Annotated in this window: 14 protein-coding genes; 8 read left to right on the top strand and 6 right to left on the bottom strand. The window is 61.9% G+C overall.

Annotated elements, in window-relative coordinates; translation table 11 throughout:
- Positions 1-51: 51 nt before the first annotated feature.
- Positions 52-1,506 carry a mannose-1-phosphate guanylyltransferase/mannose-6-phosphate isomerase gene (locus APH28_RS06065; RefSeq protein WP_060508074.1) on the bottom strand — a complete coding sequence of 485 codons (1,455 nt, stop codon included), beginning with the start codon at positions 1,504-1,506 and terminating at the stop codon, positions 52-54.
- A gap of 307 nt (positions 1,507-1,813) precedes the next feature.
- On the opposite strand from APH28_RS06065, the gene yegS reads away from it, so the two are divergent.
- Positions 1,814-2,701 (top strand): lipid kinase YegS, encoded by an 888-nt coding sequence (gene yegS, locus APH28_RS06060; RefSeq protein ID WP_060508073.1) that lies wholly within the window; start codon positions 1,814-1,816, stop codon positions 2,699-2,701.
- Here the strand turns inward: yegS and APH28_RS06055 are convergent.
- From APH28_RS06055 to APH28_RS06045, 3 genes are all read right to left on the bottom strand, one after another.
- Entirely contained in the window at positions 2,685-3,347 is a 663-nt protein-coding gene (locus tag APH28_RS06055; protein ID WP_060508072.1) for a response regulator transcription factor, read from the bottom strand. The genes yegS and APH28_RS06055 overlap by 17 nt on opposite strands.
- Entirely contained in the window at positions 3,344-4,234 is an 891-nt protein-coding gene (locus tag APH28_RS06050) for a sensor histidine kinase (protein WP_060508071.1), read from the bottom strand. The genes APH28_RS06055 and APH28_RS06050 overlap by 4 nt, the downstream gene beginning before the upstream one ends.
- Before the next feature lie 386 nt (positions 4,235-4,620).
- Positions 4,621-5,130, bottom strand: a complete 510-nt coding sequence (locus tag APH28_RS06045) for a hypothetical protein (protein ID WP_060508070.1) — start codon at positions 5,128-5,130, stop codon at positions 4,621-4,623.
- A gap of 350 nt (positions 5,131-5,480) precedes the next feature.
- On the opposite strand from APH28_RS06045, the gene APH28_RS06040 reads away from it, so the two are divergent.
- The gene (locus APH28_RS06040) at positions 5,481-6,416 is read left to right on the top strand and encodes a chemotaxis protein CheV (RefSeq protein ID WP_060508069.1); all 936 of its coding nucleotides are present in this window, start codon (positions 5,481-5,483) and stop codon (positions 6,414-6,416) included.
- Between the two features lie 56 nt (positions 6,417-6,472).
- Complete coding sequence (locus APH28_RS06035) at positions 6,473-7,276, top strand: MOSC domain-containing protein (RefSeq protein ID WP_060508068.1); 804 nt, start codon at positions 6,473-6,475, stop codon at positions 7,274-7,276.
- A gap of 104 nt (positions 7,277-7,380) precedes the next feature.
- On the opposite strand, the gene APH28_RS06030 is transcribed toward APH28_RS06035, so the two are convergent.
- Positions 7,381-9,309, bottom strand: coding sequence for a transglycosylase SLT domain-containing protein (locus tag APH28_RS06030; RefSeq protein ID WP_060508067.1), 1,929 nt, complete (start codon positions 9,307-9,309; stop codon positions 7,381-7,383).
- Positions 9,310-9,531: 222 nt separating this feature from the next.
- On the opposite strand from APH28_RS06030, the gene APH28_RS06025 reads away from it, so the two are divergent.
- Positions 9,532-11,460, top strand: coding sequence for an ATP-binding cassette domain-containing protein (locus tag APH28_RS06025; RefSeq protein WP_060508066.1), 1,929 nt, complete (start codon positions 9,532-9,534; stop codon positions 11,458-11,460).
- Between the two features lie 114 nt (positions 11,461-11,574).
- Here the strand turns inward: APH28_RS06025 and APH28_RS06020 are convergent, their stop codons facing one another.
- Positions 11,575-12,015, bottom strand: coding sequence for a universal stress protein (locus APH28_RS06020; protein ID WP_060508065.1), 441 nt, complete (start codon positions 12,013-12,015; stop codon positions 11,575-11,577).
- A gap of 110 nt (positions 12,016-12,125) precedes the next feature.
- Between APH28_RS06020 and APH28_RS06015 the strand changes: the two genes are divergently transcribed.
- The 4 genes from APH28_RS06015 (at position 12,126) to APH28_RS06000 (ending at position 16,722) form a co-directional block, all read left to right on the top strand.
- Positions 12,126-12,563 (top strand): hypothetical protein, encoded by a 438-nt coding sequence (locus tag APH28_RS06015; RefSeq protein ID WP_060508064.1) that lies wholly within the window; start codon positions 12,126-12,128, stop codon positions 12,561-12,563.
- 473 nt (positions 12,564-13,036) lie between these two features.
- The gene (gene fadB, locus APH28_RS06010; protein WP_060508063.1) at positions 13,037-15,184 is read left to right on the top strand and encodes a fatty acid oxidation complex subunit alpha FadB; all 2,148 of its coding nucleotides are present in this window, start codon (positions 13,037-13,039) and stop codon (positions 15,182-15,184) included.
- 31 nt (positions 15,185-15,215) lie between these two features.
- A complete protein-coding gene (gene fadA / locus APH28_RS06005) occupies positions 15,216-16,391 on the top strand; it encodes an acetyl-CoA C-acyltransferase FadA (protein ID WP_060508062.1) in 1,176 nt (391 codons plus the stop codon).
- A gap of 79 nt (positions 16,392-16,470) precedes the next feature.
- Positions 16,471-16,722, top strand: a complete 252-nt coding sequence (locus tag APH28_RS06000) for a DUF1653 domain-containing protein (protein WP_060508061.1) — start codon at positions 16,471-16,473, stop codon at positions 16,720-16,722.
- Positions 16,723-16,728: the final 6 nt, after the last annotated feature.

Below are 16,728 nucleotides of genomic sequence, written 5' to 3'. Positions count from 1 at the left end.
GAACCGGAAACCTCGCTGAAGGCTGCGGACAAAAAACGCGTCCGCCAGCCCTCAGCCGATGGCTGCTGCCGGGACGCGTCCATAAATATCAGTAAAGCGCACGATGTCGTCTTCGCCCAGGTACTCACCGCTTTGCACTTCGATCATTACCAGGTCGATGACGCCGGGGTTGGTCAGGCGGTGGGTGCGGCCGGGTTTGATGAAGGTCGACTCGTTGGTGTCGAGCAGGAATTCTTCTTCGCCGTTGGTCACGCACGCCATGCCGCTGACGATGATCCAGTGCTCGCTGCGGTGGTGGTGCATCTGCAGCGACAGCGATTCGCCTGGGCGCACCATGATCCGCTTGATCTTGAAACGCGGGCCTTCTTCGAGCACGGTGTACATGCCCCAGGGGCGCGTGACGGTGCGGTGCAGGCGGTAGGCTTCGTGGCCTTGGTGCTTGAGCTGCTGGGCGATCACCTTGACATCCTGGCTGCGCGCGGCATCGGCGATCAGCAAGGCATCTGGGGTGTCGATGACGATCAGGTTGTCCAGGCCGACCGCGCCGACCAGGCGTTTTGGCGAATCGATGTAGCAGTTGGTCACATCGTGCAGCACGGTTTCGCCATTGCAGTGGTTACCGTCGTCGTCGGTGTGGCGCAGTTCGCGCACCGCTTCCCAGCTGCCGATGTCGCTCCAGCCCAGTTCGCAAGGCACCACGGCCACCTTGTCGGAGCGCTCCATCAGGGCGTAGTCGATGGAGATATCCTCGGCCAGGGCAAAGCTGGCCGGATCCAGCTCCACCTGCAGCGCCTTGCCGCCTTCCTTGGTCGTGCTCTGTTCCAGGCAGCAGGTCACGCAGGCCAGCAGCTCCGGGGCATGCGCCTGCAGTTCGGCGAGCACGGTGCCCACGCGCAGGCAGAACATGCCGGCATTCCACAGGTGGCGGCCGCCTTCGAGGTAGTCGCGAGCGGTGAGGGCGTCGGGCTTCTCCACGAAGCAGCTGACTTGATGCGCATGTTTGCCGATGGCTTCGCCTTGCTCAATGTAACCGAAGCCGGTTTCGGCGCGGCTGGGCAGCAGGCCGAAGGTGGCCAGCCAGCCATCGTGGGCCAGTTGCCGGGCGTGCTCGACGGCGCTGGTGAAGGCCTCGGCGTCTGTAATCAAGTGATCGGCCGGCAGCACCAGCAGCACGCTGTCGTGGCCGTAATGGCTGGCACAGTGCAGCGCGGCTGCGGCGATGGCGGGGGCAGTGTTGCGGCCGTTGGTTTCCAGCAGGTAGTCGAGGGCAAGGTTGTCCGGGTTGACCTGGCGGTACTCGTCCTGGGTGCGGAAGAACACTTCGCGGTTGGTCACTGTCAGAACGCGCTCGACGCCGGGTAGCGCGGATGCGCGGGCGAAGGTTTTCTGTAGCAGGCTCTGGCCATCGGGCAAACGCATGAAGGGTTTTGGCATGGCTTCTCGAGAAACCGGCCACAGGCGGGTGCCGGCACCGCCAGCGATGATGCAGGGGATCAGAACGCTCATTTCACAGCCTCGACGCTAGGCGCTGGTTACAGCGCAGTGAAGGGAAACTTCGCGACCTGTCACGGTTTTGGCGGAAAAGTCAAAAAACCGACTTTTCGATGCAGCTTCGTCCATGAAGGCCAAATATTTGTCGATCATGCGCCGAGTGAGAAAAGCTTTCAATGATATTTATGTGAATCAGGCTGTTTCTTGTTCGATCCATGCTCCAGCTCAACGCGCGATTCAGGGCAGTTTTCTTGCGTTGTGCAGTATTTCGGTGAAGTTTGTGGTCGAGATCTGGATGGAACGATCCCTACGGAGAAGCACGATGCCAAAGCGCAAGGCAATCTTGATCCTGCATGGAAAGCAGGCGATGAACGAAGCGGTGCGCCAGGCTGTGGGCGCCATGCGCGAGCGTGGCTGGACGCTGGATGTGCGGGTGACCTGGGAAGGCGGCGATGCCCAGCGGCTAGTAGGTGAAGCGCTTGCGGCCGGGTACAGCCATGTGATTGCTGGCGGTGGTGATGGCACGTTGCGTGACGTCGCCGAAGCCATGGGCCGGGTGCGCAGCGAAGCCAGCCTGGCGCTGTTGCCGCTGGGGACGGCCAATGACTTCGCCAGGGCAGCCGGCATTTCACTGGAACCTGCCGAGGCGCTGGCATTGCTTGAATTGCCGCCAAGGCCGATCGACCTGGGCCAGGTTGGCGACCAATTGTTTTTGAACATGGCCACGGGCGGTTTCGGCAGCCAGGTTACCGCCAGCACGTCTGAAGACCTCAAGAAGATGCTTGGCGCCGCGGCCTACCTGTTCACCGGGTTGTCGCGCTTCAGTGAGCTGCAGGCCGCCTCGGTCGAGCTTTCAGGGCCTGGGTTCGACTGGCAGGGCGACCTGCTGGCGCTGGGGATCGGCAACGGTCGTCAGGCCGGAGGCGGCCAGGTACTGTGCCCGGATGCGCAAGTCGATGATGGCCTGCTCGACATCGCCATCTTGCCGGCGCCCCAGGAAATGGTCGGCGCGCTGCGCGATTTGCTGGCGGGCGAGGGGTTGTTCGTGCGGGCGCGTTTGCCGTGGGTCGAGATCACCTGCTCGCAGGGGCTCGACATCAACCTCGATGGCGAGCCCCTGCAGGCCGACAGCCTGCGCTTTGCCGCAGTGCCAGCAGCACTGAAGCTGCATCTGCCGTTGAATTCGCAGCTGATCAGTCGTCCAGGCTGATGATCTTTTCGCGTACGGCGAACAGCACCAGGCCGGCCACGTCGTAGATCTGCAGGCGTTTCATGATTTGCGAGCGGTGGGTTTCCACGGTCTTGATCGACAGACCCAGGCCGGCAGCGATTTCGCGAGTGGATTTGCCGCGCACGATCAGGCGCAGGATCTCAAGCTGCCGTGCGGTCAGGTTGTGGCGGTCGACACCAGCAGGCTGCCTGCCGTGTTGCGCACGCATCAGGGCCTGGTTGATCACGGTGTGGGCGATGGCCGGGCTGAGGTAGCGCTCACCATTGCGCAGGGCGGCAAGGGCCTGCTCCAGTTCGGTAGCCGTCGTATCCTTGAGCAGATAGCCATGGGCGCCGCTTTCCAGGGCTCGCATGATCAGGTCCGGGTCGGTATGCATGGACAGGATCAGCACCCGACACGTATTACCTGTGGCGCGCAACTGGGTAAGGGCATCGAGGCCGCTGGTGGAGCGCATGGAGATGTCCAGCAGGACAATGTCGGGTGCCAGGTGGCGAACCTGCTCGAGCAGCTGGTCGCCGTCATCGGCCTCGCCGACCACGGAATAGCCGGTGATATCAGATACCAGGGCACGGACCCCGGCACGAATCAGCGAGTGATCGTCCACCAGCAGCAATCTACAGGTCATGTTGAAGCGATAGTCCTGGCGCGTTCATGGGTACGGGGTGGCCACGGGAACAGCACGTCGATCGTCGTGCCCAGGCCGAGCTGGCTGGTGATTACCAGGCTGCCGTTGAGGGCGGTGGCGCGCTCCTGCATGCCGGCCATGCCGCGCTGGCCGGCCTCGGCGGGGTTGGCTGAAGGGACGAAGCCTTGGCCGTCGTCCTGAATTGAAAGGGCAAGCCCTGCGGCGCTGCGCTGCAGGCGGATGGTCAGGTTGCGCGCCCGGGCGTGGCGTAGCATGTTGGTGACCGCCTCCTGAGTGATGCGAAACGCTGCCATGGCGACTTCTTCTGAAATACCGCCCAGTCGCTGGTGGCACTCCAGGCTCCAGTGCACATCGGTGCTGTCCAGCGTACGCACCAGGTGCGCACGCAGGCTGGCTTCGAGGCCAAGGCTGGCCAGTTGCCGTGGGTTGAGGATGGCGGAAACGTCGCGCACCTTGCTCAGGGTGTCTTCGAGGGTGCTGCGCAAGCTGCCACAGTGCACCTGCAAGTCGTTCGGGGCACGGCGTTGCAGCCATTCCAGCTGCATCTTGGCGGCGGTGAGCAACTGGCCGATGTCGTCATGCAGTTCGCGGCTCAGGTGCTGGCGCTCGGTTTCCTGGACTTTGAGCATGCGCCCGGCCAGCTCCGCCGGGCGCAGGCTGATCGACTTGGCGCCGTGGCTCAGGTGCCAGCAGACGCCAAGCGTGGCCACCAGTTGCAGGAGCAGAAGGCTGGCAGGCATGCCGTGCCCACCAGCAAACAGGATCAGATTGGCAAGCAGGGACACCACGCACAGCAATGCCGTCGCCCAGCGCAGCAAGGTGGTGCGTGAACGGCAGCGCAGAGATATCTTCAAACGTGGGAACATAAAATTGAGAAGCCACTGAAGTCTTGCTGATGGGGGCGTGCACAGGTCTCGGCAGAGGCTTTGGCGTCGTGCTTGCAACAAATGACAAGCCTGGGTTGATGCGATAAATGGATGGCCGGCCGACATTTGTTTGCGCGCATCTTAACACTTCGGTTCGTTTTGGTCGCGGCTGGGTAATGCTTTGAAACCACAGTATTCCCGGGCTTGGAGGAGGGGTTCGGCAGGACTGATGCTTGTCAAAATGCCACTATTCAATCGAGTGATTGAAGCCACAAGTTCAACTTGCGCAAGACCGATCAAGTGCAAGGGGCTGAACTAGCGCGGTACTCCAGAAGTTCAGGCTTCTTCAGCTTGAGTCATGAGCTTAGTTGCTTCTGCCACGCCGGTTAGTGGCGCTGCGCAGGTCGGTCGGTTGACGGGCTGAATGACGCTGTCGGATGCGGATGCACGCATTGGCTGCCGTTGTCGTTGCAAGGCGCACACGTTTGCGGCAAGGGCTGATTGAGGGCGGCAGCCAGTTCGCTCAGCAGCGTCATTTGCTCGCAGGTGTCGAGGGCGAGCCGGCCGGTGTGCGGGTCAATCAGCTCCAGTTGCCAGGCCAGCAAGGTCAAGCAGGCATTCAGCATCGGCAGGGCTTCGTTGGCCAGGCACCGCTGCTGGCAGGCCGGGGCGAGCAGCTGTTGCAAGACGCTAGCATAGTGGGCGACTTCGAGCAGGCCCAGGGCGCTGGCGCGTCGAGCCAGGGTATCCAGGGCGCCGTTCAGGCATTGGCAGGCGTCCGGATCATTGGCGATGAGTTCCAGATGTTGCAGGCATTCCTGGGATTGGGTCAGCAAGACCTGGGCATCCAGCAGGAACCCCTGCAGGGTGTCGGTGTTAGAGACGCTGCTGTGCATCAAAACACTCCGGCGCGTAGGGCTGGAGCAGGGGATGGACACGCCATGTCGATCGCTAGCAAAAGCCTGACTCCATTCATGCAGTGAGAATGGCGTCACATTAATGGCTAAAGGATAGCGCGAACATCAGGTTGCACCTGATTGCTCCTAGGGGTTTCCCTGAGGGCGCCTAGGGGGCGACAGGTAGTTCCGGAATGGATCCAAGCGTGGCATGTCGCAGTTAAGCATGATGGTAATATGATATCAATTGCCCTGCGACGCATTTTCTTTCAAGGGTCAAGATGCGCAGCAAAGCGCCGATATAGAACGGATAATTTCATACTTTTCGCTACAACCCTGGGGGTTTTCCAATGGCTGGCATTCTCGACACGGTAGACCAACGCACGCAATTGGTGGGTGAGAACCGTCTGGAAATCCTGATGTTCCGGCTGGCTGGCCGGCAGTTGTTTGCAATCAACGTATTCAAGGTGCAGGAAGTGCTGCAACTGCCCAAGCTGACCCTGATGCCGCAGCGCCACGCGTTCGTCTGTGGCGTGGTCAACCTGCGTGGGCAGACGCTGCCGGTGATCGACCTGTCCCAGGCGATCGGCATGCGCCCGCTGCAGCCCGGGCCGGATAGCACCATCATCGTCACCGAGTACAACCGCTCGGTGCAGGCGTTTCTGGTGGGGGGCGTTGATCGCATCGTCAACATGAACTGGGAAGCCATCATGCCGCCGCCTGCCAGTGCCGGGCGCCAGCATTACCTGACGGCCATCACCAAAGTGGATGACAAGCTGGTCGAAGTGATCGATGTGGAGAAGGTGCTGGCCGAGATCGTGCCGTATAACGCCCGGGTCTCCGGCGACAAACTGGCCGACCCGGTACTGGCCCGTGCGCGCGGCCGTGAAGTGTTGCTGGTGGACGATTCCAGTGTGGCCCTGGCGCAGCTGCGCGATACCTTGTCGCAACTGGGCGTGAAGTTGCATGTGGCCAGCGATGGCCTGAAAGCGCTGCGCCTGCTCAAGGGCTGGGCTGATGCGGGGGAGGATGTCTGCGAGAAACTGCTGATGGTCTTCACCGATGCGGAAATGCCAGAGATGGACGGCTATCGGCTGACCACCGAGATTCGTAGCGATGCACGCCTGCGCAGGCTTTACGTGGTGCTCCACACCTCCTTGTCGGGCAGCTTCAACGAGTCGATGGTGAAGAAGGTCGGTTGCGACAATTTCCTCTCCAAGTTTCAGCCCGACCGTTTGGTCGATGTGGTCAAGCAGCGTCTGCTGCTGGATACCAGCAACGCGTGATCCCGTTGCCGGCCAGGTATAAGCTTGGCTTTTGACAAGGCATGAGGCGGGCAGGGATGTTTCTCAGTGAGTTGTATCGATACCCGGTGAAGTCGGGGCAGGCGCAATGTTTGCAAGCTTCGCCGGTGGGCCTTTTGGGGTTGCAGGGTGATCGACGCTGGATGGTGGTCGAGGAAGAGAATGGACGCTTCCTCACCCAGCGAGCCTGGCCACAACTGGGCCAGCTGAAGGCCAGCGCGGGCGAGGCAGGCGAACTGCTGCTTGAGCTGCCTGGGCAGGCGACACTGCGGGTGGCGGTGCCAGGCGCGGACGATGCGCTGCGCGGCGTTACCCTCTGGCGCGATACCTTGCGTGTGCCGGACGCGGGCGACGAGGTGGCCGCCTGGTTGTCGCAATGGCTCGGCAAGGCGGTGCGCCTGGTGCATTGCCCGGAGCAGCGAGCACGCTACCTGCCCAATGGTTACGGCCTGAACAGCGACCGTGCGGCGTTCCCTGATGGCTTTCCGTTATTGCTGATCGGGCAAGGTTCGCTGGATGACTTGAGCCGGCGGATTGGCCGGCCCATGGAGATGCTGCGCTTTCGGCCAAACCTGGTGGTGCAAGGGGCGGAGCCGTTTGCCGAGGATGGCTGGAAGCGGATTCGCATTGGCGAGCTGGAGTTTCGAGTGCTCAAGCCCAGTGTGCGGTGCATCTTCACCACGCTCGACCCGGCGACCGGAGAGCGCAGTGCTGACCGTGAGCCGTTGACGACCTTGAAGACATTCCGCGAGAAGGAAGGCGACATCCTGTTCGGGCAGAACCTGGCCGTGGATGGCAGTGGTTGGCTTGAGGTGGGGATGAAGGTCGAGGTACTCGAGTAACCTGTATTGGCCTCTTCGCGGGACAAGCCCGCTCCTACAGGGAGCGCGTATCCCTGTAGGAGCGGGCTTGTCCCGCGAAGAGGCCAGTACAGGCTCAGCTGCAATCACATGTCATCGAAATACCGCTCATGCCAGTCCACCAGCGGCTGCGGCACGTTTAGCTTCTGCCCGTAGATCACCGAATACGACAGCACGTTCTGCACATATTGGCGCGTTTCGTCGAACGGGATCGACTCAACCCACACGTCGAAGCTCAAGTGCTTGGCGCCCTTGAGCCACTGTCGCACGCGCCCCGGGCCGGCGTTGTAGGCCGCAGACGCCAACACCCGGTTGCCATTGAACTGGCCATGCACCTGGCTCAGGTAGGCCGCACCGACCTGAATGTTCTTCTCCGGGTTGAACATCTGCTGCGGCGAGGCCAGCGGGATGCTGAACTTGCGTGCGGTTTCCTTGGCGGTGGCTGGCATCACCTGCATCAGGCCGCTGGCACCGACGCTGGAGCGAGCATCCTCCATGAACGCGCTTTCCTGGCGGGTGATAGCGAACACCCAGCTCGAGTGCAGCCCGCGCACTTTGGCTTCACGCACCAGGGTGTCGCGGTAGGCCATTGGGAAGCGGATATCCAGGTCGTCCCAGTACTGCGCCTGGCTGATGGTGCGGATGGCCGGGAAGTACCAACGCATGTCGTAGGCCAGGCGCGCCTGGGCGACCATCTCATCGCGGTTGAAGTGACGGCTGACGTGGTACCACTCGCGGCGGCCTTCGACCACTTGGCCACGTGCGTGGAACTCGAGGGCACGCTGAATGCCTGGCGTGTTGCGCACCTTGTTGACCAGTTGCGGGCTCAACACCAGTGGCCTGTTGTTCAGTTGGTAAGGCGTTTTGGCCCGGTCAGCCGCGAGGAAACCGTAGAAATCACGTTCGCGAGCCACGTTTTTGTACAGCAACGGGATCTGCGGGTTGTTCGGTTGGGCGAGTTCCAGGGTGCGTGCCTGCCAGTACTTCCAGCGGTTGCTGGTGGCCAGGTCCTGTGGCAGGCGTTTGGTCAGCTCGTAGGCGTCTTCCCAACGGCCCAGGCGCAGCAGCAGGCGCAGGCGCCATTCGCTGACTGTGTTGTCACGCAGTTCGGGGTCGTAGCGGGTCATCAGGTCCAGCGCGCGCGGGTCGTAGCGGCGGGCAAGGGTCAGGCCGATCTCGCGGGCGATGGCGACCTTCTCGTCACGTGAGAAATGCATGCGCTGGGCGTAGTCGTCGAGCAGTGCCATGGCCCGATCAGGGTCCTGCCTGGCCAGGCGACGCAGGCCGAGGCTGACCACGTCGGACATGGCCTCGTTGGCAGGGGAGAAGCGCGAGGGCTGGTTGAGCAGTTCCGGCTTCTGTGCCACGTCGATTAGCAAACGGCCCTGCGGCCCGAGTGTGGTCAGGCCCTGCACCATGTTGTTGGCCAGCGGGTAGTTGCGTGCCTGGGCCGCAAGTTTGGCGCGGTTCCAGCGCTTGGCCTCGGTCAGCTGGCCTTCTGCGGCCCACATGCCGAACAGGGTGTCGCAGGCAGCCGGTTGCGTCTTGCCGACGTTCCACAGTTTTTCGGCGCTGGCAAAGCCTTCGGCGCGCTGGCCGTGGCTCAGCTGGTACTGGCCATTGAGGCAGTCCAGCTCAGTGAAATTGAGCTTGGGGTCGTAGTACTTGGCGAAGGTGTTCCACTCGCCACGTTCGGCCAGCCAGCGCAGCCAGCGCAGTTTCATCCAGTTGGCCTGGGGCAGGTCGCCGTGCTTGGCGAGGAAACCTTCGATCTCCTCGTTGCTGGCACTCTTCAGGCGCGCGGTCAGCTCGTCGTAGGCCAGGTACGGCGTGAGCGGGTAGTCGCGCAGTTGCTGGGCGTAGCGCAGGTAAGGGCCTTTGTCGCCCTTGGCCAGCGCACGCTTGGCCTCGTCGTAGTACTGGCGTTGCGTGGAAAGGTCGATGGCCTGCGCCGCACTGGCAGTGGCGGCGGTGAGCAGCAGGCAGGAAGCAATCTGTAACAGGCGGCTGCGCATGATACGTCCGGGCAGTTGAACCATGGGGAAGTGACGGCGAAGCCAGCACTGTTGAAATCTGATTGCCTTAGCTTAGCCGTTTGCCGGCGGCGGGTGATAGCGCTGTGCTTGTAACCAGGCGTTAACGCTGACCGGGCGTCGCCAAGCCCCTGAACAACCGTCTACTTAATGCCGGAAAGGGCCAAGTCAGGTAGAATGCGCGCCCGCTTTCTGGAGACGAACATGACCCTGCTCAAATTCAGCGATGTGTCCCTCGCATTCGGCGCGATGCCGCTGCTGGACAAAGTGTCCTGGCAGATCGCCCGTGGCGAGCGGGTGTGCATCATCGGCCGCAACGGTACCGGCAAGTCGAGTATGCTGCGCCTGGTCAAGGGTGAGCAGAAGGGCGACGACGGCGAGATCTGGCGCGCCCCTGGCCTGAAAATCGGTGAGCTGCCGCAGGAGCTGCCGGTCGCCGACGAGCGTACGGTGTTCGACGTGGTCGCCGCTGGCCTGGATGGCGTTGGCGAGTTGCTGGCCGAATTCCATCACCTGAGCCAGAACATCCAGGGCGATGACGATCTGGAAAAGCTCATGCACGTCCAACACGAGCTGGAGGCCCGCGACGGCTGGCGCTTGCAGCAGGTGGTGGAAAGCACCCTGAGCCGCCTGCAGCTGCCTGCTGACAAGACCCTGGCCGAGCTCTCCGGTGGCTGGCGCCGCCGCGTGCTGCTGGCCCAGGCGCTGGTGTCCGAGCCGGATCTGCTGCTGCTCGACGAGCCGACCAACCACCTGGACATCGGTGCCATCGCCTGGCTCGAAGAAGCCCTGCGCGGCTTCAACGGCGCGGTGTTGTTCATCACCCACGACCGTTCCTTCCTGCAGAACCTTGCCACGCGCATCCTCGAACTGGACCGCGGTGGCCTGATCGACTGGAACGGCGACTACGCCAGCTTCCTGGTGCACAAGGAGGCCGCGCTGGCCGCCGAAGAGACTGCCAACGCATTGTTCGACAAGCGTCTGGCCCAGGAAGAAGTGTGGATCCGTCAGGGCATCAAGGCCCGCCGTACCCGTAACGAAGGCCGCGTGCGTGCACTCAAGGCCCTGCGCGTGGAACGTGGCGAGCGACGCGAGCGCCAGGGCAAGGCGAACATCCAGATCGAAGCGGCGGACAAGTCCGGTAAGCAGGTGATGGTGCTGGAGAACGTCAGCTTCCATCACGCCGATGGCCCGCTGCTGGTCAAGGACTTCTCCATGGTCCTGCAGCGCCAGGACCGTATCGGCTTGCTGGGTGCCAACGGAACCGGCAAGACCACCTTGCTGAAGATGATGCTCGGCGATCTGGAGCCTACCTCAGGCAAGGTCGAGCGCGGTACCAAGCTGGAAGTGGCCTACTTCGACCAGATGCGTCACCAGCTCGACCTGGAGAAGACCGTCATCGACAACCTCGCCGAAGGCCGTGACTTCATCGAGATCGACGGCCAGAACCGGCATGTCCTGAGCTATCTGGGCGATTTCCTGTTCAGCCCGCAGCGTGCGCGCACGCCGGTCAAGGCGCTGTCGGGTGGTGAGCGTGCACGCCTGCTGCTGGCCAAGCTGTTCAGCAAGCCGGCCAACCTGCTGGTGCTCGACGAACCGACCAACGACCTGGATGTGGAAACCCTCGAGCTGCTCGAAGAGGTACTTTCCAACTACAAGGGTACCGTGCTGATGGTCAGCCACGACCGGGCCTTCCTCGACAACGTCGTCACCAGCACCCTGGTGTTCGAAGGTGAGGGCAAGGTGCGCGAGTATGTCGGTGGCTATGAAGACTGGATCCGCCAGGGCGGGTCGGCGAAGTTGCTTGGTGTGACCGAGAGCAAGGGTGGCAAGTCCGAGCTCAACAGTGCCGTGGTCGAGAAGCCGGCAGAAGTGGCAGCGCCTGCGCCAGCCGCGCCGGTGGCAGATGCTTCGAAGAAGAAGCTCAGCTACAAGCTGCAACGCGAGCTGGAAATGCTGCCGGGGCAGATCGATGAGGTCGAGCAGCGCATGGCCGAGGCGCAGGAAGAAGTGAACGCTGCCGGTTTCTATCAGCGGCCGATTGCCGAGACTTCGGCAGTGCTGGCCAGGATCGAGAAGCTGCAGGGTGAGCTGGATGCCTTGGTAGAGCGCTGGGCTGAGCTGGAAGGCTGATCAACCTGTACGGCCCCATCGCGGGTGCACCCGCTCCCACAGGTACTGCACCAGTCTTCAGATCTGTGCGATACCTGTGGGAGCGGGTTTACCCGCGAATAGGCCGGTACTGGTTCATTCTTTCTTCAGCAGTCGTACCGCCAGCACATCGCATGGCGCGCCGTGCAGCACGTCATTGGCGGTGGAGCCCAGCAGCAACGCCAGGCCATGCCGACCATGGCTGCCCACCACGATCAGGTCGCAATGCTGCTCCTTGGCCAGCTGGTGAATTTCCTGGCGCGGCTGGCCATAGGTCAGGTGCGAGTCGCCACGATTGATGCCGGGGTACTTGTTGAACAGGCGGTCCATGCGCTCCTTGGCCTGGTCGAACTGCTGCTGTTGCAGTTGCGACAGGTCCATCGGCACGTCGCCGCCAAAGGCCATGGCCATCGGTTCGACGATATGCACCAGCGAGACCTTGGCGCCTGTGGGCTCGGCGAGCTTCATGGCACGTTTGATCACCGGGTCGCATTCCTCGGTGAGGTCGACGGCGACCAGAAGGTGTTCGTAAGACATGAGCTGTACTCCTGACAATCGCGATAGTAGAAGTATGGTCGCTTTCCGGCAGGTCATCCGTGAATACTGAGTAACCCGCTCATTTGCAACGCTTTATGGAATCTACAGATATGACGGTATGGCTGGTTGTGTCAATCCTTGCGCTGATTCTCAGCCCGCTTTCCTGGTTGCGCCTTTCACGCAAGCAGGGGCAGCAGATGAGCCTGCGCATGGAGGCGCGGCGCATGGGCCTGGCCATGCAGCTGGCACCGCAGCAGTGGCCGCACTGGTTCGAGCAGGAGCCGCCGAGCCCGTGCCCGCAGTACCATCGCGGGCGCCGCCGGGGGCATGAAGACAGCTGGTGCTATTGGCAGGTCAGCCCTGGTGTCTGGTTGAACCAGTGGAAGGAAGTGTGCGAAGAGCCGCGCCTGAACGAGGTGTTCGCGCGCCTGCCGGAGACCGTGTACAAGGTCGAGGCTGACAAGCGCATGATCGCCCTGTGCTGGAGCGAGCGCGGTGATGAATCTGTATTGCAGGATATTGCCCACGCCTTCGACACCCTCGCTTGAAGCCCCACAACGACGAAGCGGCAACCCGGTAGCTACCAGGTTGCCGCTTCGTCGTTTCTGCAGTGCAGAAAAGGCCAGGCAGGCCGGGAAATTTCTGAATTCAGTCGCAGTGTAGCCACTGCTTGGCCGGTTGCATGAAAAAAGATGCAGCGACGGCCGATTCCCTGTGGTCAATCGCTGACGTGAATGATCGGCAATCACTGTCATCATGTTTTGCTCCCCAGCGATACAAAATGACCGGAAAGTCGCGTTTTCACCCCGTTCGGGAGCATTTGACAATGCCGATCTTTTCGGAGAATGTGTGCATACCCAAATCAAACGGGCGTATGAATTGAGCGTTTGTATGTCATCTCGCTCATACAGAATCCCGACTAGCGCGCTGACGGGTGTGCCTGGGGCAGGGGCGGCAAGGCCAGCTCTTCCACCAGCGTTCGGCGTGTACAGTTCAGCTTCCATATCGTGGAGATCAGTTGATGATTTACGAAGGTAAAGCCATCACGGTTAAGGCTCTTGAAAGCGGCATCGTCGAACTGAAGTTCGACCTCAAGGGTGAGTCCGTCAACAAGTTCAATCGCCTGACCCTGGACGAGCTGCGCCAGGCCGTCGAAGCCATCAAGGCCGACGCCTCGGTGAAAGGCGTGATCGTCAGCAGTGGCAAGGACGTGTTCATCGTCGGCGCCGACATCACCGAATTCGTCGATAACTTCAAGCTGCCCGAGGCCGAACTGGTTGCCGGCAACCTGGAAGCCAACCGCATCTTCAATGCCTTCGAAGACCTCGAAGTGCCGACCGTGGCGGCCATCAATGGCATCGCCCTGGGTGGCGGTCTGGAAATGTGCCTGGCGGCCGACTACCGGGTCATGTCCACTAGTGCCAAGATCGGCCTGCCGGAAGTCAAGCTGGGCATCTACCCGGGCTTTGGCGGCACCGTGCGCCTGCCGCGCCTGATCGGCTCGGACAACGCCATCGAGTGGATCGCCGCCGGCAAGGAAAACCGTGCTGAAGACGCCCTGAAAGTCGGCGCCGTCGATGCCGTGGTCGCCCCTGAGCTGCTGCAGGCCGGTGCACTGGACCTGATCAAGCGCGCCATCAGTGGCGAGCTGGACTACAAGGCCAAGCGCCAGCCCAAGCTGGAGAAGCTCAAGCTCAACGCCATCGAGCAGATGATGGCTTTTGAAACTGCCAAGGGCTTTGTCGCTGGCCAGGCTGGCCCGAACTACCCGGCGCCGGTCGAAGCCATCAAGACCATCCAGAAGGCTGCCAACTTCGGCCGCGACAAGGCCTTGGAAGTCGAGGCCGCAGGCTTTGCCAAGCTGGCCAAGACGTCGGTTGCCGAAAGCCTGATCGGCCTGTTCCTCAATGACCAGGAGCTCAAGCGCAAGGCCAAGGCCCATGACGAGATCGCTCACGACGTGAAGCAGGCCGCTGTACTCGGCGCCGGCATCATGGGTGGCGGCATCGCCTACCAGTCGGCGGTCAAGGGCACCCCGATCCTGATGAAGGACATCCGCGAGGAAGCCATCCAGCTGGGCCTGAACGAGGCCTCCAAGCTGCTCGGCAACCGCGTCGAGAAAGGCCGCCTGACCCCGGCGAAAATGGCCGAAGCACTCAACGCCATTCGCCCGACCCTGTCTTACGGCGACTTCGCCAACGTCGACATCGTCGTCGAGGCCGTGGTCGAGAACCCGAAAGTCAAGCAGGCCGTTCTGGCCGAAGTGGAAGGCCAGGTGAAAGCGGATGCGATCCTTGCTTCCAACACCTCGACCATTTCCATCAATCTGCTGGCCAAGGCGCTCAAGCGCCCGGAAAACTTCGTCGGCATGCACTTCTTCAACCCGGTGCACATGATGCCGCTGGTGGAAGTGATCCGTGGCGAGAAGTCCAGTGAAGTGGCCGTTGCCACCACCGTGGCCTACGCCAAGAAGATGGGCAAGAACCCGATCGTGGTCAACGACTGCCCGGGCTTCCTGGTGAACCGTGTGCTGTTCCCGTACTTCGGCGGTTTCGCCAAGCTGGTCAGTGCGGGCGTCGACTTCGTGCGCATCGACAAGGTCATGGAAAAGTTCGGCTGGCCGATGGGCCCGGCCTACCTGATGGACGTGGTCGGCATCGACACCGGCCACCACGGCCGTGACGTGATGGCCGAAGGCTTCCCGGACCGCATGAAGGACGAGCGCCGCTCGGCCGTCGACGCCCTGTATGAGGCCAACCGCCTGGGCCAGAAGAACGGCAAGGGCTTCTACGCCTACGAGACCGACAAGCGCGGCAAGCCGAAGAAAGTCTTCGATGCGACTGTGCTGGATGTGCTCAAGCCAATCGTCTTCGAGCAGCGTGAAGTGACCGACGAAGACATCATCAACTGGATGATGGTGCCACTGTGCCTGGAGACCGTGCGCTGCCTGGAAGACGGCATCGTCGAAACTGCCGCCGAAGCCGACATGGGCCTGGTCTACGGCATTGGTTTCCCTCCATTCCGGGGTGGTGCGCTGCGCTACATCGACTCGATCGGTGTGGCTGAATTCGTTGCCCTGGCCGACCAGTACGCCGACCTTGGGCCGCTGTACCACCCGACCGCGAAGCTGCGTGAAATGGCCAAGAGCGGCCAGCGCTTCTTCAACTGAGTGGTCAACGAGCTAGAGCGAGAGATTTGATATGAGCCTGAATCCAAGAGACGTGGTGATTGTCGACTTCGGTCGCACCCCCATGGGCCGCTCCAAGGGTGGCATGCACCGCAACACCCGCGCTGAAGACATGTCCGCGCACCTGATCAGCAAACTGCTGGAGCGCAACGGCAAGGTCGACCCGAAAGAAGTCGAAGACGTGATCTGGGGCTGCGTCAACCAGACCCTGGAGCAGGGCTGGAACATCGCCCGCATGGCGTCGCTGATGACCCAGATCCCGCACACCTCGGCCGCCCAGACCGTCAGCCGCCTGTGCGGCTCGTCGATGAGCGCGCTGCACACCGCCGCTCAGGCGATCATGACCGGCAACGGTGACGTGTTCGTGGTCGGCGGCGTCGAGCACATGGGCCACGTCAGCATGATGCATGGCGTCGATCCCAACCCGCATATGTCCCTGTATGCGGCCAAGGCGTCCGGCATGATGGGCCTGACCGCGGAGATGCTGGGCAAGATGCATGGCATCAGCCGTGAGCAGCAGGACCTGTTCGGCGTGCGTTCGCACCAACTCGCCCACAAGGCGACGGTCGAAGGCAAGTTCAAGGATGAGATCATCCCGATGCAGGGCTATGACGAGAACGGTTTCCTGAAGGTCTTCGATTTCGACGAGACCATTCGCCCGGAAACCACCCTCGAGGGCCTGGCGTCGCTGAAACCGGCGTTCAACCCGAAAGGCGGTACCGTGACTGCCGGTACTTCGTCGCAAATCACTGACGGCGCTTCGTGCATGATCGTCATGTCCGGTCAGCGTGCCATGGACCTGGGCATCCAGCCACTGGCGGTGATCCGCTCAATGGCGGTGGCCGGTGTCGACCCTGCAATCATGGGCTACGGCCCGGTGCCAGCGACCCAGAAAGCCCTCAAGCGCGCCGGCCTGACCATGGCTGATATCGACTTCATCGAGCTCAACGAAGCCTTCGCTGCACAGGCCCTGCCAGTGCTCAAAGACTTGAAAGTGCTCGACAAGATGGATGAGAAGGTTAACCTGCACGGCGGCGCCATCGCTTTGGGCCACCCGTTCGGTTGCTCCGGTGCGCGGATTTCCGGCACCCTGCTCAACGTCATGAAGCAGAATGGCGGCACCCTGGGGGTGGCGACCATGTGCGTCGGCCTTGGCCAAGGTATCACCACTGTCTTCGAACGCGTCTGATCGCGTTGCGAGACAGCAACCGGGGCCTAGTGCCCCGGTTTTTGTTTTTTACAGAATTTGTTTCAAGAGGAAGGGCGACATGCAGATACAACCAGGCGTATACCGGCATTACAAAGGGCCTGAGTACCGTGTCTTCAGTGTTGCACGGCACTCCGAGAACGAAGAGTGGATGGTCTTCTACCAATGCCTGTATGGTGATTACAGCTTCTGGGTGAGGCCGCTTGCGATGTTCCGGGAGTCCGTCGAGGTTGACGGCGAGCAGGTGCCGCGCTTTGCTTTGGTCAAGGCCGAAGAAGGGCTGCCTGAGCTGTCTGGCAAGTCGCAGGCGTGATCGACC

Source organism: Pseudomonas sp. NBRC 111124, from assembly GCF_001320245.1.
In the GTDB taxonomy this organism is placed as follows: domain Bacteria; phylum Pseudomonadota; class Gammaproteobacteria; order Pseudomonadales; family Pseudomonadaceae; genus Aquipseudomonas.
The sequence above is the reverse complement of the archived record's forward strand: the minus strand, read 5'-3'. Positions and strand labels throughout refer to the sequence as shown.

Excerpts from the sequence above, each read along its gene's own strand:
- APH28_RS06065 (WP_060508074.1), bottom strand. The coding sequence starts at position 1,506 with ATGAGCGTTCTGATCCCCTGCATCATCGCTGGCGGTGCCGGCACCCGC.
- APH28_RS06040 (WP_060508069.1), top strand. The coding sequence starts at position 5,481 with ATGGCTGGCATTCTCGACACGGTAGACCAACGCACGCAATTGGTGGGT.
- APH28_RS06025 (WP_060508066.1), top strand. The coding sequence starts at position 9,532 with ATGACCCTGCTCAAATTCAGCGATGTGTCCCTCGCATTCGGCGCGATG.
- APH28_RS06000 (WP_060508061.1), top strand. The coding sequence starts at position 16,471 with ATGCAGATACAACCAGGCGTATACCGGCATTACAAAGGGCCTGAGTAC.
- APH28_RS06015 (WP_060508064.1), top strand. The coding sequence starts at position 12,126 with ATGACGGTATGGCTGGTTGTGTCAATCCTTGCGCTGATTCTCAGCCCG.
- APH28_RS06030 (WP_060508067.1), bottom strand. The coding sequence starts at position 9,309 with ATGCGCAGCCGCCTGTTACAGATTGCTTCCTGCCTGCTGCTCACCGCC.
- APH28_RS06050 (WP_060508071.1), bottom strand. The coding sequence starts at position 4,234 with ATGTTCCCACGTTTGAAGATATCTCTGCGCTGCCGTTCACGCACCACC.
- APH28_RS06035 (WP_060508068.1), top strand. The coding sequence starts at position 6,473 with ATGTTTCTCAGTGAGTTGTATCGATACCCGGTGAAGTCGGGGCAGGCG.
- fadB (WP_060508063.1), top strand. The coding sequence starts at position 13,037 with ATGATTTACGAAGGTAAAGCCATCACGGTTAAGGCTCTTGAAAGCGGC.
- yegS (WP_060508073.1), top strand. The coding sequence starts at position 1,814 with ATGCCAAAGCGCAAGGCAATCTTGATCCTGCATGGAAAGCAGGCGATG.
- fadA (WP_060508062.1), top strand. The coding sequence starts at position 15,216 with ATGAGCCTGAATCCAAGAGACGTGGTGATTGTCGACTTCGGTCGCACC.
- APH28_RS06045 (WP_060508070.1), bottom strand. The coding sequence starts at position 5,130 with ATGCACAGCAGCGTCTCTAACACCGACACCCTGCAGGGGTTCCTGCTG.
- APH28_RS06055 (WP_060508072.1), bottom strand. The coding sequence starts at position 3,347 with ATGACCTGTAGATTGCTGCTGGTGGACGATCACTCGCTGATTCGTGCC.
- APH28_RS06020 (WP_060508065.1), bottom strand. The coding sequence starts at position 12,015 with ATGTCTTACGAACACCTTCTGGTCGCCGTCGACCTCACCGAGGAATGC.